This window comes from Streptomyces sp. NPDC048185, assembly GCF_043202495.1.
Taxonomy (GTDB): Bacteria; Actinomycetota; Actinomycetes; order Streptomycetales; family Streptomycetaceae; genus Streptomyces.
This window is the reverse complement of record NZ_JBIDAN010000002.1, coordinates 242,168-266,806: the sequence shown is the minus strand read 5'-3', so window position 1 is coordinate 266,806 and position 24,639 is coordinate 242,168. Positions and strand designations below refer to the sequence as shown.

Genomic DNA, 24,639 nt, shown 5'->3' with positions numbered 1-24,639 from the left:
CCCGTCGGGCGGGCGACGCTGTGGCAGCGTCGGGGATCGCGACCGCCATGCGGCCACGCTTGTCCACTTACCGGTCATTTAATTGCACCGAACTGGCGCACCAGCACTGGTACATTCGTGTTCCACAACGGATCGCCTGCATCCCGCACCTTCCGTTGATCGGGGGAACCTTTCTTCACCTTCGCCGGAGCGCGGCACGGTCGCCGCTGTGCCGGAGGTGCGAGCGGTGCGCAGGTCAGGGGACTGGGGCGGTTCCGTCATTCTTTCGAAGGGTTGAGCAATGACCACGTCGCAACGGACCGAGCCCAGCCCACCCGAGGGCAGATCTCGCGACAAGATCGACGGCAGCGTCCTCCTCGTGGCCGGCGTGATCGTGCTCGGCGGGATCATGTCGATCCTGGACATCACGGTGGTCTCGGTCGGGCTGCAGACGTTCCAGAAGGAGTTCGACGCGACCTCGGCCCAGGTGGCCTGGACGATGACCGGCTACACGCTGGCGTTGGCGAGTGTCATCCCGCTCACCGGCTGGGCCTCCGACAGGTTCGGCACCAAACGGCTCTACCTGCTCGCGATCATCCTGTTCGCGGCCGGTTCCGCGCTGTGCGCGGCCGCCACGTCCCTCGAGATGCTGGTCGCGTTCCGGGTCGTCCAGGGCCTGGGCGGCGGCATGCTGATGCCGCTCGGCATGACGATCCTGACGCGCGCCGCGGGCCCCGAAAGGGTCGGCCGGGTGATGGCCGTACTCGGTATCCCCATGCTGCTCGGCCCGATCTTCGGCCCCATCCTGGGCGGTTGGCTGATCGACGTGGCCTCCTGGCACTGGATCTTCCTGATCAACCTGCCGATCGGTGTCATCGCTCTCGTCTACGCCGCCATGGTCCTGCCCAAGGACCGTGTGGAGCCCTCCGAGACCTTCGACTGGCCGGGCATGCTGATGCTGTCCCCGGGGCTGGCGACCTTCCTGTACGGCGTCTCGTCCATCCCGGAGACCGGCACCGTCTGGGCCGGCAAGGTCCTCGTGCCCGCGGTCATCGGTCTGGTTCTCATCGGCGCGTTCGTCCCGTGGGCGCTGCAGCGGCGGAACATCCACCCGCTGATCGATCTGCGGCTGTTCCTCAACCGGGACCTGAGCATCGCCGTGATCGCGATGTCCCTGTTCGCCATGGCGTTCTTCGGCGCCAGTCTGCTGTTCCCGCTCTACTTCCAGCAGGTGCGCGGGGAATCGGCCCTGGACTCCGGCGTGCTCCTCGCCCCGCAGGGCATCGGCGCGATGATCACCATGCCGATCGCCGGGATGCTCGCCGACCGTATCGGCCCCGGCAAGATCGTGCTGACCGGCATCGCGGTGATCACCGTCGGCATGGGCATGTTCACGCAGCTCACCGCCGACACTTCCTATGCGTACGTGATCAGCGCGCTCTTCGTGATGGGTCTCGGAATGGGTGCCTCGATGATGCCGATCATGGCGTCGGCCCTGGCCACCCTGAAGGACCACACGGTCGCCCGGGGATCGACCCTGATGAACATCGTCCAGCAGGTGGCGGCCTCGATCGGCACGGCTCTGTTCTCGGTGCTCCTCACCAACGGGCTCAAGGACGTCAGCGCGACCTCTCCGGCCGAGGTGCGTTCCCAGATGGGTGACGCGTTCGCCTCGGTGTTCCTGGTGGCGACCGTCCTCGTCGCCGTGTGTCTCGTCCCCGCCGCGCTGCTGCCTCGCAAGAAGGTCAAGGCCGCGGACCCCTCCGCCATGATGGGGCACTGATCCGAGCCCGTGGCCGGGACGCAGCCGACCTCGGCTGCGTCCCGGCCACGGGTGGGCACCGGGCAGCCCACCGGGGGAGTGGCACTCGACGCGACGGACACCGACCCGGCCGGTCTCACGGCACGGGCGGCCCCGCACGGACGTGACTCCAGGACATTTCGGTGCGTACCCGGCTAAAATGTCAGGTGGCCCGTGGCCCGGTTGTTTCCCCTGCGCCTGCCGAGGTGCCACACCGGGCCCCGATCTCCGGCGACCGGTAGGGAGGACACTCATGGCCGGGCGGTTCGCCTGTCGCAGGGTCTACGAGGAGCCGTCGCCGCAGGACGGCAAGCGAGTGCTCGTGGACCGCTTGTGGCCGCGCGGGGTGAGCAAGGAGGCGGCGCACCTGGACACCTGGCTGAAGGACGTCGCGCCCTCGACCGGTCTGCGCCGCTGGTACCACCACGACCCCGAACGCTTCGCCGAGTTCCGCCGCCGCTACGTCGCGGAGCTGGACGACCCGGAGCACCGGCAGGCCGTCCAGGAGCTGCGCGGCCTGGCGGCCCACGGCACGGTCACGCTGCTGACGGCCACGAAGGACGCGGACCGCAGTGAGGCCGCCGTGCTGGCCCAGTGGCTGAACGACGGCAAGGCCGCGCGGCACAACTCATGACGCGTCGTCCGACTCGCCCTCGCCGGGCGGCGGGTACGTCAGGTGTCCGTTCCGGACCTGTGCGTGCGGGTTCAGGGCGGCGGGTTTCGTCGTCGTGGCGGACATGATGTGCGCGACCTCCACGCCGGCGACGATCAGGGCGTCGGTGATCAGCCTGCGATGGCAGCGCCAGGGCACCGCCTCACTGCACATGATGGCCGGCCGTCCGCGCGCGGCGAGGCCGAGCAGCTCGTCCAGCCCCTCCGTGAACTCGTCGCTCGCCATGTAGTCGGCGTAGTCCCGGAACGCCTTGACCCGCCACGCGCCGTTCTCGCTCGGCACGCCCTTCGGGGTGTGCCGTCGACCGCCCAGCCGCGGAATCCGCCGGTAGGCGATGTCGGACGGGAGCGCCTCCTCGATCGCGGACTGGTTCCACTGCGGGAACGTGCGGGACGAGGGGAAGGAGCGGACATCGACCAGGTCGGTCACCTCGTTGTTCCGCAGCATCGTCAGCACCTCGTCGAAGTCGCGGGTCGAATGCCCCACGGTGCACACGCGGTTCGTCATAGGTCGATGGTGCCTCCGTGCCCGGCCTCCCCGCAGGGAGGCAGTCCGGCGGCGCGGCGGGGGTCACGAAGATCGGCGCGGTGGAGCTCGGCACGGCGGGGATCCGCGTCGACTCCGTCCACCCCGGCATGACGTACACGCCGATGACCGCGGCCGTGGGGAGCGAGCGCGGCGAGGGCAGATACCCCAACACCCCGATGGGCCGGGCCGGTGAGGCCGACGAGGTCGCCGGCGAAGTGGTCGTCCTGCTCTCGGACGCCGCCTCGTACGTCACCGGTGCGGAGCCGGCGGTGGACGGAGGCCGGACCACCGGCCCGACGGTGAAGTACGTCATGGGCCGGCAGGGCACCGCCTCACACCAGCTCGGGCCGCGCTTCCGCCGGGTGGGCGACCGGGGCCGGTACCGGCGCGGCCTTCGGGTCCCACAGCCGGGTCGTCCGCACGTAGCCGTGGATCACCGAGGCCATGGCCAAGAGGAGCAGCGGCCCGAACAGCCACGGACGCGCGGCCATCTCCACGGGCAGGAAGCGGTACGACACCAGCAGCAGGACGAAGACCGACGTGCCGTGGGTGACCAGCAGGGTGGCCGGACGGTCCCAGCCGCGTGCCAGCGAGCGCATCGCCGCCTCCACCGTCAGCGCGAACACCACGCCGGCGACGAGGTCCGCCCCGTAGTGGTAGCCGAAGCCCAGCGTCGCGGTGAGGGTGGCGACGAGCCAAAACGTTCCTGCCCACCTGAGAGCGCGAGAGCCCCGACGGGAGTGGATGAACAGCGTGGTGGCCCATGCCGTGTGCAGACTGGGCATGCAGTTGCGCGGCGTGACCGCGTCGAACGGGAAGGCGTGCGGGGCGGTGACCGGCGGCAGCGTGCCGGGCCACAGGTCGGCCGCGGCCCAGGAGCCGCCCTCCGGGCCGAAGGCGAAGACCGGCCCGACGACCGGGAAGATCATGTAGACGGCCGGCCCGAGCAGGCCGATCACGAGGAACGTGCGCACCAGGTGATGGCGCGGGAAGCGGCGCTCGACCGCCACGTGACGCAACTGGTGGAGCCCGACGAGGGCCGCCGCCAGCGGAAGCTGACCGTAGACCAGGTGCAGGGCGTGGCCGCTGAACGGCTGGCCGGCCTCGACGATCCGGCCGACCAGCCACGACGGGTTGCCCAGCGCGTGGTCCGCGGTCGCCACGTACTGGTCGAGCACCGTCGGCCGGGTCTTCGACGTGATGAGCAGCCAGGTGTCGCCCGTCTTGTGACCGGCGACCAGCAGCAGACCCAGTCCGACGCCCTTCAGGAGCAGCAGGCGTTCGGGGCCGGTACGGCGCGTGACCGCGACGACCGCGACACCCAGGATCACCCACAGGGCGCCGTTGCCGAACTCCATGTCGGCGCCGGCCGTCCACCGCACCAGCGCGAAGACGACGTCGACGGCGACCGCGACGGAGAACGCGAGAAGCCGTTGCCGCCAGGTGAGCACCACCATCGTCAACGCCAGCCCGCCGTACAGCAGCGGCCCCGACGCCGGGGTGAAGATCACCTCCCGGGCCTGGTGGGTGATCGGCCCCGGCAGGCCGTAGTGGCGCGCGGCGCATTCCAGTGCCACGAGGAACCCGAGGGTCGCCACACCCGCTGTGGCCCACAGCACCGCCCGTGGCCGGAGCCACGCGGCGAACACGGGAACGCGGTCTGTCCGCCGGGGTATTCGGGAGGGTGTATTTCGGTTCGGCATGCTTTTCCGGTGAAGAGCCGACGACCAGGGAGATCGTCGTGAGCTCGAACATGCTAGCGGCACGCTGTGAGCGCCCTGGGAGAGGGGAGTGCCGCTGCGCGCGAGGGGAGCAGCTCAGTCGCCGAGGCGGATGAGGAGCAGGGCGATGTCGTCGCCCGGCGTGGGCGAGTGCCGGATGAGGGTGTCCGCCATGGCGTCGAGGTCCGACGGGTCCGCGTGTTCCAGCAGCCCGGCGAGGGCGGCGGTCGCGTCGTCGAGGTCCACACCGGGAGCCTCCACGAGCCCGTCGGTGTAGAGGGCGAGCACGGACCCGCGCGGCAGCGGGACCTCCAGGGCCGGGTAGACCGTGTCGGGTTCGATGCCCAGCAGCAGGCCCGGAGTCACCCGGAGGAGTTCGGTGCGTCCGTCGGCATGGCGCAGCAGGGGACGCGGGTGGCCGGCGGTGGCCAGGCACGCGCGACGGGCGGCGAGGTCGAGGTGCACGTAGACGCAGCTCGTGAACAGATCGGGGTCGAGGTCGGTGAGCAGCCGGTTGGTACGCGCCAGGACGTCGGCCGGGGAGGCTCCCACCGTGGCGTGGGCGTGCACGGCGGTGCGGACCTGCCCCATGAGGGCCGCGGCGTCCACGTTGTGTCCCTGCACGTCGCCGATGGCGGCGCCGGCGGTGTGCGCGTCCAGGCGGATGAGGTCGTAGAAGTCGCCGCCGATGCCCAGGCCCCGGGCCGCCGGGAGATAGCGGGCGGCGACCTGCAGCCCGGGGATCCGGGGCAGCGTGTGCGGCAGGAGCGCGGACTGCAGGCGGTGGGCGAGGTGGTCCTTGGCGTCGTAGAGACGGGCACGGTCCAGGGCCTGCCCGACCAGACCGGCCAGCGAGGTGAGGACGGCGCGCTCGCCGGGCGGGAAGCCGCGGGGACGGTCGTAGGCGAGGAGGATCGAACCGATGGGGCGGCCGGACGCGATCAGCGGCAGAAAGGCCCACGACGCCATCCCGTCCTCGTGGACGGTGGACGGGTACTCGCGCCGGAGATCGGCGAAGGTCGGGAAGAAACCCGGTACGCCGGTGGTCAGGACCTCGCTGCCGGGGATGTCCGAGCTCAGCGGGACGGCGTCGAATCGGCCGATGACCTCGTCGGAGTAGCCCCGGTGGCCGAGGATCTTCAGACGGCCGTCCTCGGCCGCCATCAGCGCCATGGCCCGCGCGCCGAGAGCGGGCAGCAGCTGGTCCGCCGTCTGCTCCACCACGTCCTGGACACCGACGGCCTCGGTGAGGGTGGCCGCCAGGTGCATCAGGTGGTAGAGCACGGTGGCGCGGCTGGGACCGGCGGCCGGCACGGACGGGGACTCGGGCGCGTCCCCGTCGGGGTCGCCGCGCGTGATGCGCACACTGACGCCGGACGAGTCCGGGTACAGCTCGAAGGACAGCCACACGTCCGGGGGCCGCAGCACCGTGAACGCCTGGGGCCGCCGGCTCACCACGGCGGCCCGGTAGCGGTCCTCGACCTGGGGAACGTCCATCCACGGCAGCGACTCCCAGGGCAGCGTGCCGAGCAGCTCGGCCGCGTCACGGCCGACGAGGCCCGCTGCGGCCGGGGTCATGAAGGTGATGCGGCCGTTCGTGTCCAGCGCGCAGGACCCCCCGGGCAGGCGGTCGACGAACGCCGAGACCTCCCTCGCCTCGTCGGGGGGAACGAGGCGGCCCGACGGCGGCGGCAGCATCCGCGGCCGCTCCGCCGGCAACAGCGGGTCGCCGCGCTCCGCCGCTCGTTCCATCAGGCCGCCCAGCCGGCGGCAGCCGCTGTCGAGCGCGTCGCGCTCGTCCTGACTCAGCCGGTCCGGACGGCCCCCGGCCCACATCAGCACCAGCCCGCCCCGCAGCTTCGCGGTGTCCGAGACGACCGGGGCGGCCGCGAGTGCGAACTCGTACGGCAGGACGAGCGCGGGCCGCGGATACCGGCGCGCCATCTCCTCCTGGCCGCCGACCCAGATCAGGCGCCGCTCGCGCACGGCGTCCGCCACCGGCATGGGATCGGTCAGCGCCACGCGTCGCCACGGAGTCGCGATCTCCTGCGGCACCCCCGCCACCAGGACCAGCCACAACGCGTCACCGCCGGGCGGAAGCACGTACAGCAGCCCGCCGAACGCCCCGCACTCCCGCACCACGGCGGCCATCGCGGCGTCCATCAGCCGCCCGCCCCGGCACACGCCCGGGCCGGCCCCGCCGCACCGGTCCGCAGCCGTCGCCCCCGGGTTCCCGGCCCGCTCACCCCGGCCCGTCGGCCGGACCGAACATCGCCCATACGCGGACACTACGCCCTGCCCGCCGCCCCGGCATCCGGTCGCCGCGGCCCGTTCCGCTCCCGCGACTGCGACTGCGACCGTGCCCGGTGGGCGGCGGGCCGGTGTCCGCCCGCTCGCCGCATCGGGTCCATGATCGGGTGGAACAGCGTCGTCGTCCCCGACGCCCCGACCCAGGAGGAGCCATGTCCGTCAGCGCCGTCCCCGACATGATGCGGGCCGCCTGCATCGACGCCGTAGGCCCGGCCGACGCCATCCGGTACGGGACGCTCCCCGTACCGCCCGTCGGACCCACGGACGTACTGGTGCGCGTCGATGCCGTGGCCGTCGACCCCGTGGACACGTTCGTACGGTCCGGGGCGTACGCCACCCCGACCCCGTTCCCCTTCGTCGTCGGGCGCGACCTCGTCGGCGAGGTCGCCCGCGCCGGGACCGGCGCGGTGGGCTTCACGCCCGGACAGCGGGTGTGGTGCAACAGCCTGGGACACGCGGGGCGGCAGGGGGCCTGCGCCGAGTACGCGACGGTCGCCGCCGAACGCCTCTACGCGGCGCCGCCCGGCATCGCCGCGGAGGATCTCGTCGCGGCCGCCCACCCGGCGGCGTCGGCCTGGCTCGCGCTGTTCCGGCACGGACGCCTCAGGCCGGGGGAGACCGTGTACGTCGGCGGCGGGGCCGGCAACGTGGGCGGCGCCGCCGTCGCGCTGGCCGCCCGGGCCGGCGCCCGGGTGATCGCGACGGCGCGCGCCGAGGACGCCGCGGCGGTCCGCGCCCTGGGCGCCGCCGAGGTACTCGACTACCGGGCACCCGACCTCGGCGAACAACTGCGCCGGGCCGCGCCCTCCGGGTACGGCCTGCACCTCGACACCTCCGGGCACGGCGAACTGGCCGACTCCGTCGACCTGCTGGCGCACGGCGGGCGCCTGGTCGCCATGGTCGGACTGGGCGGCGGTTCCTCGGCGCTGCCGCTGGGCCGCCTGTACACCAAGGACGCGAGCATCGTCGGTTTCGCCATCAGCAACGCCACGACCGCCGACCTCGCCGAGGCCGCCGAGGGTGTCGTGGGCGTCCTGCGCGACACCCCGTGGCGCCCGCGCATCGCCGACCGCCTGCCGCTGTCGATGACGGCGCAGGCGCACCGGAGGCTGGAGGCCGGCACGGTGAACGGCCGTCTGGTCCTCGTACCGGACGGCCGGGAGAGCGCCTGAGCCCCGCCGGGCGCGGAGCGCACCGAGGCACAGGCGGGGCGGGCGGCACCACGGTGCCGCCCGCCCCTGGCCGCCGCCGGACGCCGGTCGAACCGGCCCGGCCTGCGGCCCGCTACGCGGACGCGACGACGGAGTCGTCCGTCGGGCGCGCACCCGGCAACTGGTGGCGGGCGGCCACGAGGGCGGACTCGATGTCCCGGGTCCCGGTGGCGACGCACAGGGTGTAGGAGACGTCCTCGAGCCGCTGACGGGCCTCGGGCGTGCCGTTCTCGGCGTGCAGGGCCTGCAGGGACGCGTACTGCTTCAGCAGGTCGGTCAGAACGGCGGGGTGGGCCATGAGCATCGGACTTCTCCCTTGCGCGAGGGTCGGGCGGGCTGGTCGAACAGTCGCGGAAGGGCTCCGGAAGGCGCTTCGGAGGGCGAACCGACGGCCGCAGCCGCGACGGGCCTGTGATCCCAAGCACCTGGCACGCCGAATGCCCCGTGCCACCGCGCTCAAACCGTCACGCCGGAAGCATCCCCGCCGGTCTCATCTCCCGAGGGGCTGGGTGAAACGCAGCAGGTTGCCGGTGGGGTCGCGGAACGCACAGTCGCGGACGCCGTAGGGCTGGTCCATCGGCTCCTGCAGTACCTCGCCGCCCGCGGCGCTGATGCGCTCGAAGGTGGCGTCGCAGTCGTCCGTCGCGAAGATGACGCCGCGCAGCAGGCCCTTGGCCATCAGCTCGGCCATGGCCTGCTTGTCCGCCGCCGAGACACTGGGGTCGGCGGCGGGCGGTTCCAGGACGATGTTGACGTCCGGCTGCGTGGGCGACCCGACGGTCACCCAGCGCATCCCCTCGAAGCCGACGTCGTTGCGCACCTCGAGACCGAGCACGTCACGGTAGAAGGCGATCGCCCGGTCGTGGTCGTCGACGGCGATGAAGCACTGGGAGAGCTTGATGTCCATACCGCCCACGCTACGGCCGTGCGGCGGGGCCCGCTTCTCTCTTCCTGACCGGCCGGGTGTGGATCTTGGCCATGCAGGCGGGGACCGCGGCGCCGGGGGCGTGGTCCCGGTCCCGGTAGGCGCTCGGGCTCTCGCCCACCAGCTCCGTGAAACGCGAGCTGAACGACCCCAGCGACGTACAGCCGACCTCGAAGCAGACCTCGGTCACCGTCAGGTCGCCGCGCCGCAGCAGCGCCTTGGCACGCTCGATGCGACGGGTCATCAGGTAGCTGTACGGCGTCTCGCCGAACGCGGCGCGGAAGCGGCGGGAGAAGTGCCCCGGCGACATCAGGGCGTCGCGCGCGAGGGCGGGGACGTCCAGCGGTTCGGCGTAGTCGCGGTCCATCCGGTCGCGGGCCCGCCGCAGCCGGACCAGGTCGTCGAGTGTCGGCCGTCCCATGCGGGCAGTCTCCCACACCCCCGGCGGGCCCGGCCCGTGCGGCAGCGGGCCGCCGCACGGGCCGGGCCGGCGGAGCGCCCCGGCCCCGCCGGACGACCGGTCAGGAACGGAGAAGCACCCGGGCAGGTGTCCCGCCTAGCGTGGCCGACATGGACATCACCCTTCACTGGACCTTCCTCCCGCACACCGACCCGGAGGCCTCCCTGGCCTTCTACCGCGACACCCTGGGCCTCGAGGTCCGCAACGACGTCGGCGAGGGCACCCGGCGCTGGATCACGGTCGGCCCCGCCGGCGGCTCCGGGACGTCCCTCGTCCTATAACCGCCCGCCACCGCCCCCGGCATCACCGACGACGAGCGCCGCACCATCACCGAGATGATGGCGAAGGGCACCTACGCCCGCATCACCCTGGCCACCGACGATCTCGACGCCACCTTCGCGCGACTGCGCGCCGGGGGCGCCGAGATCGTCCAGGAGCCGGCCGAGCAGCCGTACGGCCTGCGCGACTGCGCCGTCCGCGACCCCGCCGGGAACCTGGTCCGTGTCGACGAACGTCGCTGAGCCGTTCGGCACCGCCGGTGCGGGGCGACCGGACATACTGCTCGCAGACCGAGCCAGGGGATGCCGGCGGAGGCCGCGCAGCCGGCCCCGCCCGACAGAGGGAGACACGATGAGCGAGGCCACGCGGCCCGACACCCGACCAGCTGTGCCGCACGCCGCCGACGGCCACGACCTGATCCGCGTGCACGGCGCGCGGGAGAACAACCTCAAGGACGTCAGCATCGAGATCCCGAAGCGCCGTCTCACGGTGTTCACCGGGGTCTCCGGATCGGGCAAGAGCTCGCTGGTGTTCGACACGATCGCCGCCGAGTCGCAACGGCTGATCAACGAGACCTACAGCGCCTTCGTCCAGGGCTTCATGCCGACGCTCGCCCGGCCCGAGGTCGACGTCCTCGGCGGCCTGACGACCGCGATCAGCGTCGACCAGCAGCGCATGGGCGGCGACCCCCGGTCCACCGTCGGCACCGCCACGGACGCCAACGCGATGCTGCGCATCCTCTTCAGCCGCCTCGGCGAGCCGCACATCGGCCCGCCCAGCGCGTACTCCTTCAACACCGCCTCGGTCCGGGCGAGCGGCGCGATCACCGTCGAACGCGGCAACAAGAAGGCCGTGAGGGCCACCTACGAGCGCACCGGCGGCATGTGCACCCGGTGCGAGGGCCGGGGCACGGTCACCGACATCGACCTCACCCAGCTCTACGACGACTCCAAGTCGCTGAGCGAGGGCGCGTTCACCATCCCCGGCTGGAAGTCGGACAGCCAGTGGACCGTCCAGGTCTACGCCCAGTCCGGCTTCGTCGACCCGGACAAGCCGATCCGCGACTACACCGAGAAGGAGCTGCGGGCCTTCCTCCACGGCGAGCCGGTCAAGGTGAAGGTCAACGGCGTCAACCTCACCTACGAGGGCCTGATCCCCAAGATCCAGAAGACGTTCCTGTCCAAGGACAAGGAGGCCATGCAGCCGCACATCCGGGCCTTCGTGGAGCGGGCCGTCACCTTCACCACCTGCCCCGAGTGCGACGGCACCCGGCTCAGCGAGGGCGCCCGGAACTCGCGGATCGGGAAGGTGAGCATCGCCGACGCCTGCGCGATGGAGATCCGCGACCTGGCCGAGTGGGTCCGTTCCCTCGACGAGCCGTCGGTGGCACCCCTGCTCACCGCCCTGCGGCACACCCTCGACTCGTTCGTGGAGATCGGGCTGGGCTACCTCTCCCTCGACCGGCCGGCCGGCACCCTGTCCGGCGGCGAGGCACAGCGCGTCAAGATGATCCGCCACCTGGGTTCCTCGCTCACCGACGTCACCTACGTCTTCGACGAGCCCACGATCGGCCTGCACCCCCACGACATCCAGCGGATGAACGACCTGCTGCTGCGGCTGCGGGACAAGGGCAACACGGTCCTCGTCGTGGAGCACAAGCCGGAGACCATCGCCATCGCCGACCACGTCGTCGACCTCGGCCCCGGCGCGGGCACGGCGGGCGGCACCGTCTGTTTCGAAGGCACCGTCGAGGGTCTGCGCGCCAGCGACACGATCACCGGCCGCCACCTCGACGACCGGGCCGGCCTCAAGGAGAGCGTGCGCGAGCCGGCCGGCAAGCTGGAGATCCGCGGCGCCACCACGCACAACCTGCGGGGCGTCGACGTCGACATCCCGCTCGGCGTGCTCTGCGTGGTCACCGGCGTGGCGGGCTCCGGCAAGAGCTCCCTGATCCACGGATCGGTCCCCGCCGGGGCGGACGTCGTCTCGGTCGACCAGAGCCCCATCAAGGGCTCGCGGCGGAGCAACCCGGCGACCTACACCGGACTGCTGGACCCCGTCCGCAAGGCGTTCGCGAAGGCCAACGGCGTCAAGCCCGCCCTGTTCAGCGCCAACTCCGAGGGCGCCTGCCCCACCTGCAACGGCGCCGGCGTCGTCTATACCGACCTGGCGATGATGGCCGGCGTGGCCACCCCCTGCGAGGACTGCGAGGGCAAGCGGTTCCAGGCGTCGGTGCTGGAGTACCGCCTCGGCGGCCGGGACATCAGCGAGGTGCTGGCCATGCAGGTCACCGACGCGGAGGAGTTCTTCGGCGCCGGGGAGGCACGCACGCCCGCCGCCCACCGGATCCTCGAGCGGCTCGCCGACGTCGGTCTCGGCTACCTCACGCTCGGCCAGCCGCTGACCACGCTGTCCGGCGGCGAGCGGCAGCGGCTCAAACTGGCCACCCACATGGCCGACAAGGGCGGCGTCTACGTACTCGACGAACCGACCACCGGCCTCCACCTCGCCGACGTCGAGCAGCTGCTCGGCCTGCTGGACCGGCTCGTCGACTCCGGCAAGTCCGTCGTCGTCGTCGAGCACCACCAGGCGGTCATGGCCCACGCGGACTGGATCATCGACCTCGGCCCGGGGGCCGGCCACGACGGAGGCCGGATCGTGTTCGAGGGCACTCCCGCCGACCTCGTCGCCGCCCGCTCCACCCTCACCGGCGAGCACCTCGCGGCCTACGTCGGGGCCTGACCGGGGAGCCCGGACGCCCTTCCGGCCGGGCTCCCCGAGTGGTGGCGCGGCGGTGCACGGTCCACGCTGGTCGGGGAGCGTGAGGAGCGCACATGGGCAACGGCCGGCACCGCCGGGTACCGCGCGTCATCGTCGCCGGTGGCGGGCTCGCGGGTCTGGCCTGCGCGTTCGACCTCGGTCGCGCCGGTGTGGACGTCGAGCTGCACGAGGCATCGGACGCGGTCGGCGGCCGCGTCCGCACCGACCGCCGCGACGGCTTCCTCCTGGACCGGGGCTTCCAGGTCTTCAACACCGCCTACCCCCAGGTCCGCCGGCTGCTGCCGCTGCGCGAACTGCGACTGAGGCCGTTCACCCCCGGGGTGCTGGCCCACACGCCGTCCGGCACCCTCCGGCTCACCGACCCCACGAGGCGCCCCCGCGAGGCCGGCTCCCTCCTGCCGGGCCGAGCCCTGGCGGCCCGGGACCTTGCGGCGCTGGCCGGTCTCACCGCCCGTGACGCGCTGGCCCCCGCAGCCCTGCTCAGACGCGGCCGGGACCGGACGACCGAGGCGGCACTGGCCCGCAGCGGACTGTCCCGGGAGGCGGTGGACCACGTACTGCGGCCCTTCCTGGCGGGGGTGTTCCTGGAGCCGGACCTGGAGACGTCCGCCCGCTTCTTCCACCTCGTGTGGCGCAGCATGGCCCGGGGCACGCTCTGCCTCCCGGCCGGCGGGATCGGCAGCGTGCCGCGCCTGCTCGCCGCGCGCCTGCCCGAGGGCACCGTCCGGACGGACTCGCCCGTCCGCTCCCTCACCGGCGCCGGGATCCTGCTGCAGGACGGCACCGAACGCCCCGCGCAGGCGGTGGTGGTGGCCACCGACGCCGTCACGGCGAGCCGGCTCCTGCCGGGCACGCCCGTACCGCCCGGCAGGACCGTCACCACGTACTACCACGCGGCCGGGACGTCACCGCTGCCCGAACCGACCCTCGTGGTCGACAGCAGTCTCACGGTCCTCAACACGTGCGTGCTCTCCGAGGTCAGCGGCACCTACGCGCCGCGGGGCACCTCACTGGTGTCCACGTCCGTGCTGGACGGCGGCCCGCCGGGCGGGGAGGCCGCCGTCCGCCGGCGGGCGGCGGACCTGTACGGGGCGGACACCGCCGACTGGCAGCACCTCGCCACGTACACGGTCGAGAACGCGCTTCCGGCGATGCGTCCCCCGTGGCCGCTGTCCCGCCGCACACGCGTCGCCCCGGGCCGCTACGTCTGCGGGGACCACCGGGCCACCGGGTCGGTCCAGGGGGCCCTCGCCTCCGGCAGCCGAGCCGCCCGGGAGGTCCTCGAGGACCTGCGGGCCGGCCCGCGCGCCCCGCACAGCTCACCCAGGTGAACGGAAGACAGCGACAGGAGAGGAACCAGCGACATGGCCAAGAACCGTGGCGGGAACAAGAAGCCGAAGAAGGGCGACAAGGTCGCCTGGAGCAGTCACGGCAGCGAGACCGAGGGCACGGTCGAGAAGGAGATCACCGAACGGACCGAGGCGGCCGGCCGCACCGTCGCCGCCTCGCCCGACGACCCGCAGTACGAGGTCCGCAGCGACAAGTCCGGCAAGTCCGCGGTGCACAAGCCGTCCGCGCTCAGGAAGAAGTGAGCGGACGTGGACGACGGGGAGCGGAAAGAGACCTGGGACGACTTCCGGGAGCTGGTGAACATGACCCCGGCCGAGCTGGAGAAGTGGCTCGCCACGGACGCCTCCCGCGACGCCGGGCAGCACAAGGACGGGGGAGAGTCCACCGGGCACGCCTCCGGCCGCCGCATCGTGGAGATCCTGCGTGCCAAGAAGGGCGACCTCTCGGACGACGACTACGCACACATGCGCAAGGTCGCCGGTTACGTGCGCCGGCACCTGGCGCAGCGTCCCTCTGGCGACGTGAGCGACACCCGCTGGCGGCACTCGCTGATGAACTGGGGACACGACCCGCTGGCCTGACGTGCCGTGACACCACACCGGAGGCACACGCCATGACAGACATGCACCGGCGTCCCGAGGGCGTCGGCGACAAGACGGTGCAGGCCCTCGGTTCCCTGTCCAAGGCGCTGGAGACGATCGAGCGCGCCCGCGGGCACCTGTACTCCTTCCACCAGCTCACCGGCACCGCCGACCTGGAACTCGACCGCGCCGTGGAGCTGCTGCGCGAGGCCGGCCACCCGGAGTGGGCGCAGCGCGTCGAGACGGAGATCCTCGGGCGCAACGTCATCCCCGGCCACTGGACCTTCCAGATCGTGGAGGCGTACGACCAGACGTACTACCGGGCGTTCAAGGACCTGGAGCACCAGGTCGTGGGGCAGCTCGCCGAGGGCCGGGACCATCTGTACGAGGCGGAGATGAAGGAAGCCCGCCGCACCCGGAACCACGCCGACCACACGGCCCGCCCCGACAGCCCCGGCACCCGCTCGCCGAACGCCCCCTTCGCCTGACGCCGGGGCACTTGCTCAGTCACGGCCGCGGGCCCGCCGGAAACGGGCCAGGCCCTCGGCCAGGTCCACGACGGGGTCGGGGTACGTGCCGCAGGCGGCGCGCTCGGGACCGCGCAGCTTCCAGGGCTCGTGCACGGCCGCCCCGTCGATCCCGGCCAGCTCGGGCACCCAGCGGCGCACGTACGCCCCCTCGGGGTCGAACCGCCTGGCCTGGGCGACGGGACTGAGCACGCGGTGGGGGCGGGTGTCGGTACCGGTGCCCGCCATCCACTGCCAGTTGAGCTGGTTGTTGGCCACGTCGCCGTCCACGAGCAGGTCCAGGAAGTGCCGGGCGCCCACGCGCCAGTCCACGTAGAGCGTCTTGGCCAGGAAGGAAGCGGTCAGCAGACGGCCGCGGTTGTGCATCCAGCCCTCGTGGCGCAGCTGACGCATGGCCGCGTCGACGAGCGGATATCCGGTGCGCCCCGCCTTCCACGCCTCCACGTCCCGGCGCGCTTCGGGGCCGGTGCGCCAGTGGTCGTCACGGGTGCGGTAGTCCTGGACGGCGGCCCGCGGGCGGGCGGCCAGGACCTGCCGGTGGAAGTCGCGCCAGGCCAGCTGCCGTACGAACGCCTCGGCACCGGGGCCGCCGGCGCGGCGCGCGCGGTGGACGACCTCCACCGGGGAGAGCGTGCCGAAGTGCAGGTCGGGGGAGAGGCGGGAGGTGGCGTCGCCGGCCAGGTCGTCCTGGTGGTCGGCGTAACCGGCGACGGGGCCGCGCAGCCAGGCCGTCAGCCGCTTGCGTGCCTCGCCCTCCCCGCCCGCGGGCAGCCCGGGCGACAGCGCCGCGGCATCCGGGCGCGACGGCAGCGGCCGCGACACGACGTCGTCCGGGACGCGGATGCGGCGCGGGGCCGCGAGGGGCTCCCGCAGGCGCTGTTCGGACCAGCGCCGCAGGTACGGCGTGAAGACGGCGAAGTGGTCGGAGGCGGCGGGGGTGACGGAACCGGGGGCCAGGACGGTGGTCACGCCGTCGTGGACGTGGAGGCGGCACCCCTCGGCCGGGAGGGCGTCGCGCAGCCGCTCCTCGCGGCGGTGGGCGTAGGCGCTCACGTCGGCCGCGATGTGCACCTCGTCGGCGCCCGTCTCCCGGACCACCGCGCACACCTCCTCGACCACGTCGCCGTGGCGCACGACCAGCCGCCCGCCCCGCTCACGCAACCGCCGGTCCAGGTCCGCCAGGCAGTCGGCGAGATAGGCCAGCCGGTTGGGCACCGCGAACCCGGCGGCGTCGACGGCCCTGTCCCGCACGAACAGCGGCACCACGTCACCGCCCCCGTCGAGGGCGGCGCGCAGCGGCGGGTGGTCGTGCAGACGCAGGTCGGCGGTGAACAGGACGACCCGAACGGCCATGGTGCTCCTTCGCGGGGGGGTGGGGTCCGAGGGTGTCCCGGGGAGCCCCGGTGAGAGGGGCTCAGACGGCCGGCGTCCGGCGGGACGGTCCGGGCCGTGACGCGCGGGCGGCGGCCCGGGCGATGTTGCGGGCCATGCCGCCGAAGACCAGGGCGTGGAAGGGCCACACGCTCCACCAGTAGGCGTGGCCGGCCAGCCCGTGCGGATGGAACAGGGCCCGCTGGCGGTACCGCGTCCGGCCGGCCCCGTCGGTCTCGGCGTACATCTCCAGCCAGGCGAGGCCCGGCAGCCGCATCTCGGCGCGCAGCCGCAGCAGCCGGCCGGGGACGATCTCCTCCACCCGCCAGAAGTCCAGCGAGTCGCCCGTCCGCAACCGGGCGGCGTCCCGCCGCCCGCGGCGCAGGCCGACCCCGCCGACCAGCCGGTCCAGCCACCCCCGCACCGCCCAGGCGAGCGGGAAGGAGTACCAGCCGTTGTCGCCGCCGATGCCCTCGATCACCCGCCACAGCGCGTCGCGCTGGGCGTCGACGCCCAGCGCGCGGTCGTCCGTGTAGAGGCTGCCGCCGGCCCAGTCGGGGTCGGTGGGCAGCGGGTCGCTGGGCGCACCGGGGAGGGACGCGGACGACCAGCGGGTGGTGACGCGGGCCTCCCGTACCCGGGCCAGCGCCAGCCGGAGCGCGTCGTCGAATCCGAGGGGGTACCCGGGCGGCGCCGGCACGTACCGCTCGATGTCGTCGTCCCGGCACACGACCTCGTGGCGCAGTGACTCGGTGAGCGGGCGCGCGATCGACGCGGGCACCGGGGTGACCAGGCCGACCCAGTGACTGGACAGGCCCGGCGTGAGCATCGGCACGGGCAGGATCAGCCGCCGCGGCAGCTCGGCCACCTCGGCGTAGCGCAGCATCATGTCCCGGTAGGTGAGGACGTCGGGGCCGCCGAGGTCGAAGGCGCGGCTGACGTCGTCCGGCATGCGCGCGCTGCCGACGAGGGCACGCAGCACGTCCCGGACGGCGACCGGCTGGATGCGGGTGTGGACCCAGCTGGGCGTCACCATCACCGGCAGCCGCTCCGTGAGGTAGCGCAGCATCTCGAAGGAGGCCGAGCCCGAGCCGATGATGACGGCGGCCCGCAGGACGGTGGTGGGCACACCGGAGGCCAGGAGGATCCGGCCCACTTCCGCCCGCGACCGCAGGTGCGGCGACAGCTCCCCCTCCGGCACACCCGGCGGGGTGAGGCCGCCGAGGTAGACGATGCGGCGCACCCCCGCCGCCCTCGCCCGCTCGGCGAAGGTGCGGGCCGCCCGCCGGTCGGTCGCCTCGAAGTCCCGGCCGGTGCCCAGCGCGTGCACCAGGTAGTAGGCGACGTCGACGCCCTCCAGCGCCCGGCCCACCGAGTCCGCGTCGAGGACGTCGCCCCGCGCCACCTCCACGTCCCCCGCCCAGGGGTGGTCGCGCAGTCTGCCCGGGGAACGGGCCAGACACCGCACCGCGTGACCGGCGGCGAGGAGTTCCGGCACGAGCCGGCCGCCGATGTACCCCGTGGCGCCCGTGACCAGGCAGCGGCTCCGCGCCGCTCCGTCACCGTCCGTGCCGCCCTGTCCTTCGTTTCCCTCGCTCATGGGATTCCGTCTCTCCTGGGACATCCGTCGTGCTGACCCCTTCCCCGAACGGACCGTCATGGGCGCGCCGTGGGCGGATGTGACCCTTCTATACGCTGATCGCGTGGCGACAGCGAACCAGCGCGGACGGCGCGCGCACGAGCGGGAGAGCACGGCCGGGGCCGAGGCGGGCGACCTGCACGTCCTCGCCGCCGGACTGCGGCGGATGAACGGTGAGATCAACCGTCTCGTGCACGGCTTCGCCGCCGCCCACGGGCTGCACGCCACCGACGTCCAGGCGCTCGCGGCGATCCTGGACGCCGAGGAGCCGATGACGCCGGGCCGGCTGCGCGAACACCTGGGCCTGACCTCGGGCGCGGTCACCGCGTGCGTGGACCGCCTGGAACGCGCCGGGCACGTGCGCCGGGTCAGGGAGAGCGCCGACCGCCGGGTCGTCCATCTGCACTACGTGCCCGGCGCCCGTGAGTCGGCCCGGACGTACTTCCGGCCGCTGGCCCAGGCCGCGGCCGCGACCCGGGACCGTTTCGACGCGGAGGAACTCGCGGTCGTGGTGCGGTTCGTGGCGGCCATGAACGACGAGCTGCGGCTCGTACGCACCGCCGACGGCCGCTGACCCGGGCGCCCGGTCCGCGCTGCGGCGGGCCTTCTGCATCGAACGGCGCGTCGCGGGCACCAGTCGGTGCACCGGTACGGCAGCGGTGATGTAACTCGATCATTGAGATTGTTTATGATCGAGTCACCTTGCCGGCGTCCCGCACGGCCGACATTCCGCGCACCACGGAAGACCTGGAGACCCGCAGACCGATGCCCCGCACCTCACGAGCCCGGTGGCTCGTTCCCGTCGTCCTCCTCCTGGTCTGGCTCGGCGTCGGCGGGACGCTCGGCCCGTACGCCGGGAAACTGGGCGAGGTCGCCACCAACGACCAGGCCGCCTTCCTGCCCCGCACCGCCGAGTCCACCCGGGTCATCGACGCCCGGAAGGCGTTCCAGCAGGACGAGACGCTGCCCGTGATCGTCGTGTGGACCGCGGAGGGCGGCGGTGACGTCACCGCGCACCGCGCGGAGGCCACCCGTTCGGTCGCGGGCCTCGACGGCGCGCCCGGGACCGTCGGCCCCGCGACGCCCGCGCTGCCCTCGGACGACGGCGAGGCCCTGCAGGCCGTCGTCCAGGTCGAACCCGGTCTCGGCGAACGCCTGCCGGACGTCCTCGGGCACATCCGCGGGGCCGCGGAGCAGGTCCCGGGCACCCGGGCGCAACTGGCCGGCCCGGCGGCCTCCCAGGCCGACCTCTCCGACGCCTTCTCGGGCATCGACGGGCTTCTCCTCGGCGTCGCCCTGATCACGGTGCTCGTCATCCTGCTGCTCGTCTACCGCAGCGTCCTGCTGCCCCTCGTCATCATCCTCGGCGCCGTCTTCGCCCTGGGGCTGGCCTGCGCGATCGTCTACGCGCTCGCCGACCGTGACGTCGTACGCGTCGACGGGCAGGTCCAGGGCATCCTCTCCATCCTCGTCATCGGCGCCGCGACCGACTACGCGCTCCTGCTCACCGCCCGCTTCCGCGAGGAACTGTCCCGGCACCCGGACCGCTTCGCCGCCGCACGCGCCGCACTGCGCGCCTCGTGGGGCGCCGTCGTCGCCAGCGCGGCGACCGTCGCGCTGGGCCTGCTGGCCCTGCTGCTCAGCGACCTGACGAACAACCGCGCGCTCGGGCCCGTCGGCGCCATCGGCATCGTCTGCGCCGTCCTGAGCACCCTCACCTTCCTGCCCGCCGTCCTGGTCCTGCTCGGCCGCGCCGCCTACTGGCCCGCGCGGCCCGTCCGGGCCGACGACCCGGAGGCCGGACACCGCCTGTGGCACCGCGTCGCGGGGCTGGTGGACCGGGCTCCGCGCCGCATCTGGGCGGTGTGCCTCGCCGGACTGCTCGCCTGCGCCGCCTTCTGGCCGACCCTCGACTCGAAGGGCGTGCCGCTGGACGAGATCTTCGTCAACGACGCCCCGTCGGTCGCCGCCCAGGAGACCCTGGCCCGGCACTTCCCGGGCGGCTCCGGCAACCCCGCCGTGATCATCGCCGACGCGGACCGGGCCGCCCCGGTCCTCGCGGCGGCCAGGGACACGCGCGGCGTCGCCTCCGCCGCCGCGGTCACCGCGTCGGGCCGGCCCGGCGGCGGAGCCCCGAAGGTGGTCGACGGACGGGTGCGGATCGACGCGACCCTGCGGGCACCGGCGGACAGCGACGCGGCCAAGGAGACGGTGGCACGCCTGCGGACCGCGGTGCACGCCGTGCCCGGCGCGGACGCCCTCGTCGGCGGCTACACCGCCCAGCAGTACGACACCCAGCGCACCGCCGAGCACGACCGGACGCTCATCGTGCCCGTGGTGCTCGCCATCATCCTGGTCATCCTGATCGGCCTGCTGCGCTCCCTGCTGCTACCGGTGCTGCTGGTGGCGACCGTGGCGCTGAACTTCCTGGCCACCCTGGGCGTCTCCGCCCTGGTCTTCCGCCATGTGTTCGGCTTCAGCGGCACGGACGCCTCCGTCCCGCTGTACGGGTTCGTGTTCCTGGTCGCCCTCGGGGTGGACTACAACATCTTCCTCATGTCCCGGGTGCGGCAGGAGACGCTGCACCACGGGGTGCGTCAGGGCATCCTGCGCGGCCTGACCGCCACGGGCGGCGTGATCACCTCGGCCGGTGTCGTGCTCGCCGCCACCTTCGCAGCGCTCGGCGTGATCCCGCTGGCCTTCCTGGTGCAGATCGCCTTCATCGTCGCCTTCGGCGTCCTGCTGGACACGCTGGTGGTGCGTTCCCTGCTCGTCCCGGCCCTCGCCCGCGACCTCGGCGCCGCCGCGTGGTGGCCGGGCCGCCCCGCCCGCGGTGCCTCCGCCGACGCGGAGGGGTGACCCGAGGACGCTCGCACGGGTCCGGGCCGCGTCGGCCCGGACCCGTCCGTGTGGGAAGCCGGCTGCCCGGAGGCTGAAGGCGACGGATGCGCGCACGCCGGGCACCCCCGCTCGCCACGGCCCAGCGCCCGGGACCGAGTCCGGCGGCTCTGAAAGAATGACGCAGTGTTCGATTTCGGTATCCCCGGCTACCGGCCGGTGTGGTGGAACAACCGCACGGACGTCGTGCGGGAGCACGCGCACCGCCTGCGGGCTCTCGCCGGCCGGACGCTGACGAGGGCCTGGATGCTCTGGGACCGTCAGGACGACGCATGGTTCCGTGACGGCCCCGTCGTGTTCGACTTCGACGGCGAGCAGGCCGAGATCAACCACCGCAGGTTCGACGAGGTGTCCCTCACCTGGAACACCATCGACCCCCGGCTCCCTGCCCGGTGGCCCGGCTTCGACCTGCGGTGGCGCGCCGAGCCCTTCCCCGAACTTGCAGCTCTGCAGGGCCTGCCCCTCCAAGGGGTCGAACTGCTCGAGGGGACAGGCGACAACTCCGCCCAGGCAACCGTCGACGTCAGCTTCGTGTTCCACACCAGCCGGGTGACCGTCTTCAACGCCTTGGACGAGAACGGACTGAGCTTCGCCCTGCCCGGCCGACGCCTCCGTACGCTCAACGGAACCTCCCCGGGTGCGGCACCCACAGGGAGGGGACCGGCGACCGCTCCCGGAACCTAGCCCTCCTGCCGTGCGAGCGTGTCCAGGACGTCCGCGACCGGAGTGGGGTCCAGAGGGCCGACGTGTGACGCCCCGGGGAAATCGTGCACGCGGAAGGTGTTGCCGGGTGTGGACGCGTCGGCTTCCGCGATCATTCTGTCCTGGAGCGCGGTGGCGATCGTACGGTCCCTGCCGAAACGCAGCCAGGTGCGGGGAACGCGTCCGCCGGTTGGGCCCACCAGCGGTCCAGCACCCCCACCGGGGTGGACCCGGAACCACCCTGCGTGCTCGAGGCGGTGAGGCCGTGTGGGAGGTCTGACGGGCGCGGCCGGTGGGCGGTGATCAGGTTGTCAGTGCCTGTCCTTAGGGTCAGTCCCATGACAGAAGACCTGGTCCAGGACTCGTGGAACCGCATCGACGAGTGGCTGCGCGAGCACGCCCCACGCACCTTTGCCACGCTCGGGCCGCCCGCGGAGCATCAGGAGATAGTCGCAGCGCAGGAGGAACTGGGCCTCACCTTTCCTCCCGACCTGGTCGCGTCACTGCTCCGGCACAACGGGGCAGCGGAGGGGGCGGAGTCTTTTCGCTTCAGCACGCACGACCGGCTGCTCGACGTGACGGGAATCCTCAGGGACACCAGGTTCATGCGCGCCGTCGCCGAAGACCTCGACGAGGAGGAGGCCGAGGACTACTGGCACCACGGCTACGTGAAGTTCGGCTCCTACGGGGTGACGTCCGACGGGCTCGTGATCGACTGCCGCGCCGAGCAGGACTCCTTCGGCGCGATCGGACGGTTCTTCGACGAGACCGGCACCGCTTTCGGGCGGGCCGACTCACTGGGCCGGTACCTGGCACAGGTGGCCGACCAGCTCGAGCGCGGGCAGGACGGGGGCGCTGTCACGTTCAACGGCCGGCTGTTCTGGGAGTGGGGCGGCTCCGCCCACCCGGAATGGGGCAGTGCCGACGATCCCCTTCCCGCACCGGATGAGCAGCTGCCGGAGCTGGACCTCTCCTGCCGCCCCACCGACCTGCTCCACGCGAGCCACCTGCACGGATTCGAGGAACTCGGTGCACTGGTCGCGATCCTGCCGCGTGATCAGGTGGCCGAGGCCGCGCGCAAGCAGCTGCGCAGACTGGCCGTCGAAACGGGCCTGGACAAGTACCCGGAGACCAAGTCGGCCCTGGACGCGTCGGAGCGTGGCGAAGTCCCACCACGGCCACGACAGACCGACCCGCTGGCCCTGCGCCTGCGCAAGGTCATGGTGCAGGCGGACACGCACCGGGACAGCTACCGCAAGTGGGCCGCGGAGAAGATGGCCGTCGCGGTCTGGGGCTCGCCCTACCGGTCCGTGTACGAGATCGCAGGGCTCCGCAGCCGCCTCGCCGTCGACTGGCGTGCAGATCTGCACGCGGATCTCGGCCACCCGCCCCTGCCGCCGATACCCGACGACCGCTTCTGGGGGACCCTGCGCAACCCCGCCATCGACTCCAGTTGGTACGCGGCTCAGTACGCCCGAGACCAGAGCTGACCCCAACGGGCTCCCTTCCGCGCGGGCGCTCGTGCCCCCGGAGCCGGCGGACACGGCTGGGGCGAGGTGGGCTGGAAGAGGCCTGCGGCGCCCTTCTCACCGTCGTGCTGCACGCAGCGGCCGGACCGGAGCCACGGCGACGCGGTCCCGGTGCGGCTCACCCGGCCGGACGGCCGTCCGGTCCCGGGGTGTCCCGGTGGGGCCGCACGGTGCCGAGGAAGCGCCGTACGTCGATCTCGATGACGACCCGCGCCGGGTTCGCCCTCGGCTGCCGGTACCGGGCCGCGTACCGGGCCTCCGCGTCCCGGACCGCGCCGGCGTCGTCCCGTACGGTCGCCACGCCCTCCAGCGTGGACCAGCGCCGGCCGTCCACCTGGCTCACGGCGACGGCGGCCTCGCCGGCCCGCAGGACGTTGCGCACCTTGGCGGTGTCCCGGCTCGTGATGACGCGTGCGGTGCGCGTCGCATGGTCGTACGTCACACCGACCGGGACCAGGTGCGGACTGCCGTCGGCGCGTGGCGTCGACAGGAAGCACACCCGGCGCTCCTGCCAGAAGGTGACGAACTCCGCGTCCACGTCGTCCTGCTGCCCGGTGTCCATACGTCTCCTCGATCCGGCCGGCCGGCTCCGCCGTCGGTGATCACCCGTTCGTCCCCTCACCCTACGACGGGGGCGGAGCCGTGAGCGCCCGTCACCCGAGTGACGCAAAACGGCGGCGGGATCCCGCCAGTCGGTGACGCGGCACCGCCGCGCGGGAATCGGTGTCCGGAAGGTCCGCGCGTACCCGCCGACAGGACGGAGAACAGGCGATGGCCACCACGACAGGCGAGCCCCGGGCGGCCACGAGGGAGCCGAACAGCATCCGGCTGCCCGGCATCCTCCTCGGGGTCGGGCTCGGCGGCTTCGTCGACGGCATCCTGCTCCACCAGCTCCTGCAGTGGCACCACATGCTCACCAGCACCGACCACGACCGCATCGGCGTGCGGTACTACGACCCGGACACCGTCTCCGGCCTGCAGATGAACACCGTGTGGGACGGCGTCTTCCACACCGTGTGCTGGATCTCCGTGCTGCTGGGCCTGGCCCTGTTGTACTCCCGGGTCACGCACAACCGGCGGGCGGTGTGGGCCTCGCGCGTGCTGTGGGGCTGGATCCTGGTGGGCTGGGGCCTGTTCAACCTGGTCGAAGGGCTCCTGGACCACCAGATTCTGGGCATTCATCATGTCCACGGCGGCCCCTATCAGGCATGGTGGGACGCCGGGTTCCTGGTCCTGGGGGCCCTGTTGGTGCTCGCCGGCGACCTCCTCCGGCGCAGCGGACGGCCCTTCGACCCCGAGGCCCCCCGGAACGACGGACGGAACGACGGACGGACCGGGGGCCGGGTGTGACGGGCCCGACGGGCGCCCCGCACG

Annotated in this window: 22 protein-coding genes and 3 pseudogenes; 15 read left to right on the top strand and 10 right to left on the bottom strand. The window is 73.0% G+C overall.

Features of this window, described 5'->3' with window-relative positions:
* Window positions 1–280: 280 nt before the first annotated feature.
* The gene (locus ACGF3H_RS07170) at window positions 281–1,762 is read left to right on the top strand and encodes a DHA2 family efflux MFS transporter permease subunit (protein WP_362492795.1); all 1,482 of its coding nucleotides are present in this window, start codon (window positions 281–283) and stop codon (window positions 1,760–1,762) included.
* Window positions 1,763–2,033: 271 nt separating this feature from the next.
* Window positions 2,034–2,414, top strand: coding sequence for a DUF488 domain-containing protein (locus tag ACGF3H_RS07165; protein WP_362492798.1), 381 nt, complete (start codon window positions 2,034–2,036; stop codon window positions 2,412–2,414).
* Here the strand turns inward: ACGF3H_RS07165 and ACGF3H_RS07160 are convergent.
* Window positions 2,409–2,960 (bottom strand): DUF488 domain-containing protein, encoded by a 552-nt coding sequence (locus ACGF3H_RS07160; RefSeq protein ID WP_362492801.1) that lies wholly within the window; start codon window positions 2,958–2,960, stop codon window positions 2,409–2,411. The two genes, ACGF3H_RS07165 and ACGF3H_RS07160, sit on opposite strands and share 6 nt — an antisense overlap.
* Before the next feature lie 56 nt (window positions 2,961–3,016).
* Between ACGF3H_RS07160 and ACGF3H_RS07155 the strand changes: the two are divergent.
* A pseudogene (locus ACGF3H_RS07155) lies at window positions 3,017–3,301 on the top strand (SDR family oxidoreductase); the annotation flags it as partial.
* 12 nt (window positions 3,302–3,313) lie between these two features.
* Here ACGF3H_RS07155 and ACGF3H_RS07150 read toward each other — a convergent pair.
* Entirely contained in the window at window positions 3,314–4,600 is a 1,287-nt protein-coding gene (locus ACGF3H_RS07150; RefSeq protein WP_362492921.1) for a phosphatase PAP2 family protein, read from the bottom strand.
* A gap of 198 nt (window positions 4,601–4,798) precedes the next feature.
* Window positions 4,799–6,865 carry a SpoIIE family protein phosphatase gene (locus tag ACGF3H_RS07145; protein WP_362492804.1) on the bottom strand — a complete coding sequence of 689 codons (2,067 nt, stop codon included), beginning with the start codon at window positions 6,863–6,865 and terminating at the stop codon, window positions 4,799–4,801.
* 326 nt (window positions 6,866–7,191) lie between these two features.
* On the opposite strand from ACGF3H_RS07145, the gene ACGF3H_RS07140 reads away from it, so the two are divergent.
* The gene (locus ACGF3H_RS07140; RefSeq protein ID WP_362492924.1) at window positions 7,192–8,184 is read left to right on the top strand and encodes a zinc-binding dehydrogenase; all 993 of its coding nucleotides are present in this window, start codon (window positions 7,192–7,194) and stop codon (window positions 8,182–8,184) included.
* A 112-nt stretch (window positions 8,185–8,296) separates the two neighbouring features.
* Here the strand turns inward: ACGF3H_RS07140 and ACGF3H_RS07135 are convergent, their stop codons facing one another.
* From ACGF3H_RS07135 to ACGF3H_RS07125, 3 genes are all read right to left on the bottom strand, one after another.
* Window positions 8,297–8,527 (bottom strand): DUF5133 domain-containing protein, encoded by a 231-nt coding sequence (locus tag ACGF3H_RS07135; protein ID WP_362492807.1) that lies wholly within the window; start codon window positions 8,525–8,527, stop codon window positions 8,297–8,299.
* Between the two features lie 186 nt (window positions 8,528–8,713).
* On the bottom strand, window positions 8,714–9,130 hold the full coding sequence (locus ACGF3H_RS07130; RefSeq protein ID WP_362492810.1) for a VOC family protein: 417 nt from the start codon (window positions 9,128–9,130) through the stop codon (window positions 8,714–8,716).
* Between the two features lie 10 nt (window positions 9,131–9,140).
* Window positions 9,141–9,569 (bottom strand): helix-turn-helix transcriptional regulator, encoded by a 429-nt coding sequence (locus ACGF3H_RS07125; protein WP_362492812.1) that lies wholly within the window; start codon window positions 9,567–9,569, stop codon window positions 9,141–9,143.
* A gap of 149 nt (window positions 9,570–9,718) precedes the next feature.
* Between ACGF3H_RS07125 and ACGF3H_RS07120 the strand changes: the two are divergent.
* The 6 genes and pseudogenes from ACGF3H_RS07120 to ACGF3H_RS07095 all read left to right on the top strand — a co-directional run bounded on the left by ACGF3H_RS07120 (window position 9,719) and on the right by ACGF3H_RS07095 (window position 15,087).
* Window positions 9,719–10,129, top strand: a pseudogene (locus ACGF3H_RS07120) (VOC family protein).
* A gap of 109 nt (window positions 10,130–10,238) precedes the next feature.
* A complete protein-coding gene (locus tag ACGF3H_RS07115) occupies window positions 10,239–12,629 on the top strand; it encodes an excinuclease ABC subunit UvrA (RefSeq protein WP_362492813.1) in 2,391 nt (796 codons plus the stop codon).
* Between the two features lie 92 nt (window positions 12,630–12,721).
* Window positions 12,722–13,999, top strand: a complete 1,278-nt coding sequence (locus tag ACGF3H_RS07110) for an NAD(P)/FAD-dependent oxidoreductase (RefSeq protein WP_362492815.1) — start codon at window positions 12,722–12,724, stop codon at window positions 13,997–13,999.
* A gap of 33 nt (window positions 14,000–14,032) precedes the next feature.
* Entirely contained in the window at window positions 14,033–14,260 is a 228-nt protein-coding gene (locus ACGF3H_RS07105; protein WP_362492818.1) for a DUF2945 domain-containing protein, read from the top strand.
* A gap of 6 nt (window positions 14,261–14,266) precedes the next feature.
* Window positions 14,267–14,599 carry a DUF3140 domain-containing protein gene (locus tag ACGF3H_RS07100; RefSeq protein WP_362492820.1) on the top strand — a complete coding sequence of 111 codons (333 nt, stop codon included), beginning with the start codon at window positions 14,267–14,269 and terminating at the stop codon, window positions 14,597–14,599.
* Between the two features lie 32 nt (window positions 14,600–14,631).
* Window positions 14,632–15,087 carry a hypothetical protein gene (locus ACGF3H_RS07095; RefSeq protein WP_362492822.1) on the top strand — a complete coding sequence of 152 codons (456 nt, stop codon included), beginning with the start codon at window positions 14,632–14,634 and terminating at the stop codon, window positions 15,085–15,087.
* 15 nt (window positions 15,088–15,102) lie between these two features.
* Here the strand turns inward: ACGF3H_RS07095 and ACGF3H_RS07090 are convergent, their stop codons facing one another.
* Entirely contained in the window at window positions 15,103–16,479 is a 1,377-nt protein-coding gene (locus tag ACGF3H_RS07090; RefSeq protein WP_362492825.1) for a deoxyribodipyrimidine photo-lyase, read from the bottom strand.
* Between the two features lie 61 nt (window positions 16,480–16,540).
* Window positions 16,541–18,097, bottom strand: coding sequence for an SDR family oxidoreductase (locus tag ACGF3H_RS07085; RefSeq protein ID WP_362492828.1), 1,557 nt, complete (start codon window positions 18,095–18,097; stop codon window positions 16,541–16,543).
* A gap of 103 nt (window positions 18,098–18,200) precedes the next feature.
* Here ACGF3H_RS07085 and ACGF3H_RS07080 point away from each other — a divergent pair, with 103 nt between their 5' ends.
* The 3 genes from ACGF3H_RS07080 to ACGF3H_RS07070 all read left to right on the top strand — a co-directional run bounded on the left by ACGF3H_RS07080 (window position 18,201) and on the right by ACGF3H_RS07070 (window position 21,718).
* Entirely contained in the window at window positions 18,201–18,710 is a 510-nt protein-coding gene (locus ACGF3H_RS07080; RefSeq protein ID WP_362492831.1) for a MarR family transcriptional regulator, read from the top strand.
* 191 nt (window positions 18,711–18,901) lie between these two features.
* Entirely contained in the window at window positions 18,902–20,995 is a 2,094-nt protein-coding gene (locus ACGF3H_RS07075; RefSeq protein ID WP_362492927.1) for an MMPL family transporter, read from the top strand.
* 165 nt (window positions 20,996–21,160) lie between these two features.
* Window positions 21,161–21,718 carry a hypothetical protein gene (locus tag ACGF3H_RS07070; RefSeq protein WP_362492832.1) on the top strand — a complete coding sequence of 186 codons (558 nt, stop codon included), beginning with the start codon at window positions 21,161–21,163 and terminating at the stop codon, window positions 21,716–21,718.
* Window positions 21,719–21,729: 11 nt separating this feature from the next.
* On the opposite strand, the pseudogene ACGF3H_RS07065 reads toward ACGF3H_RS07070, so the two are convergent.
* Window positions 21,730–21,948: pseudogene (locus ACGF3H_RS07065) on the bottom strand (alpha/beta hydrolase); the annotation flags it as partial.
* Between the two features lie 126 nt (window positions 21,949–22,074).
* Between ACGF3H_RS07065 and ACGF3H_RS07060 the strand changes: the two are divergent.
* Window positions 22,075–23,226, top strand: coding sequence for an SMI1/KNR4 family protein (locus ACGF3H_RS07060; protein WP_362492835.1), 1,152 nt, complete (start codon window positions 22,075–22,077; stop codon window positions 23,224–23,226).
* Window positions 23,227–23,383: 157 nt separating this feature from the next.
* Here the strand turns inward: ACGF3H_RS07060 and ACGF3H_RS07055 are convergent, their stop codons facing one another.
* Window positions 23,384–23,827, bottom strand: coding sequence for a PPOX class F420-dependent oxidoreductase (locus ACGF3H_RS07055; RefSeq protein ID WP_362492837.1), 444 nt, complete (start codon window positions 23,825–23,827; stop codon window positions 23,384–23,386).
* A 209-nt stretch (window positions 23,828–24,036) separates the two neighbouring features.
* Between ACGF3H_RS07055 and ACGF3H_RS07050 the strand changes: the two genes are divergently transcribed.
* On the top strand, window positions 24,037–24,615 hold the full coding sequence (locus ACGF3H_RS07050) for a DUF2243 domain-containing protein (RefSeq protein WP_362492839.1): 579 nt from the start codon (window positions 24,037–24,039) through the stop codon (window positions 24,613–24,615).
* Window positions 24,616–24,639 lie beyond the last annotated feature (24 nt).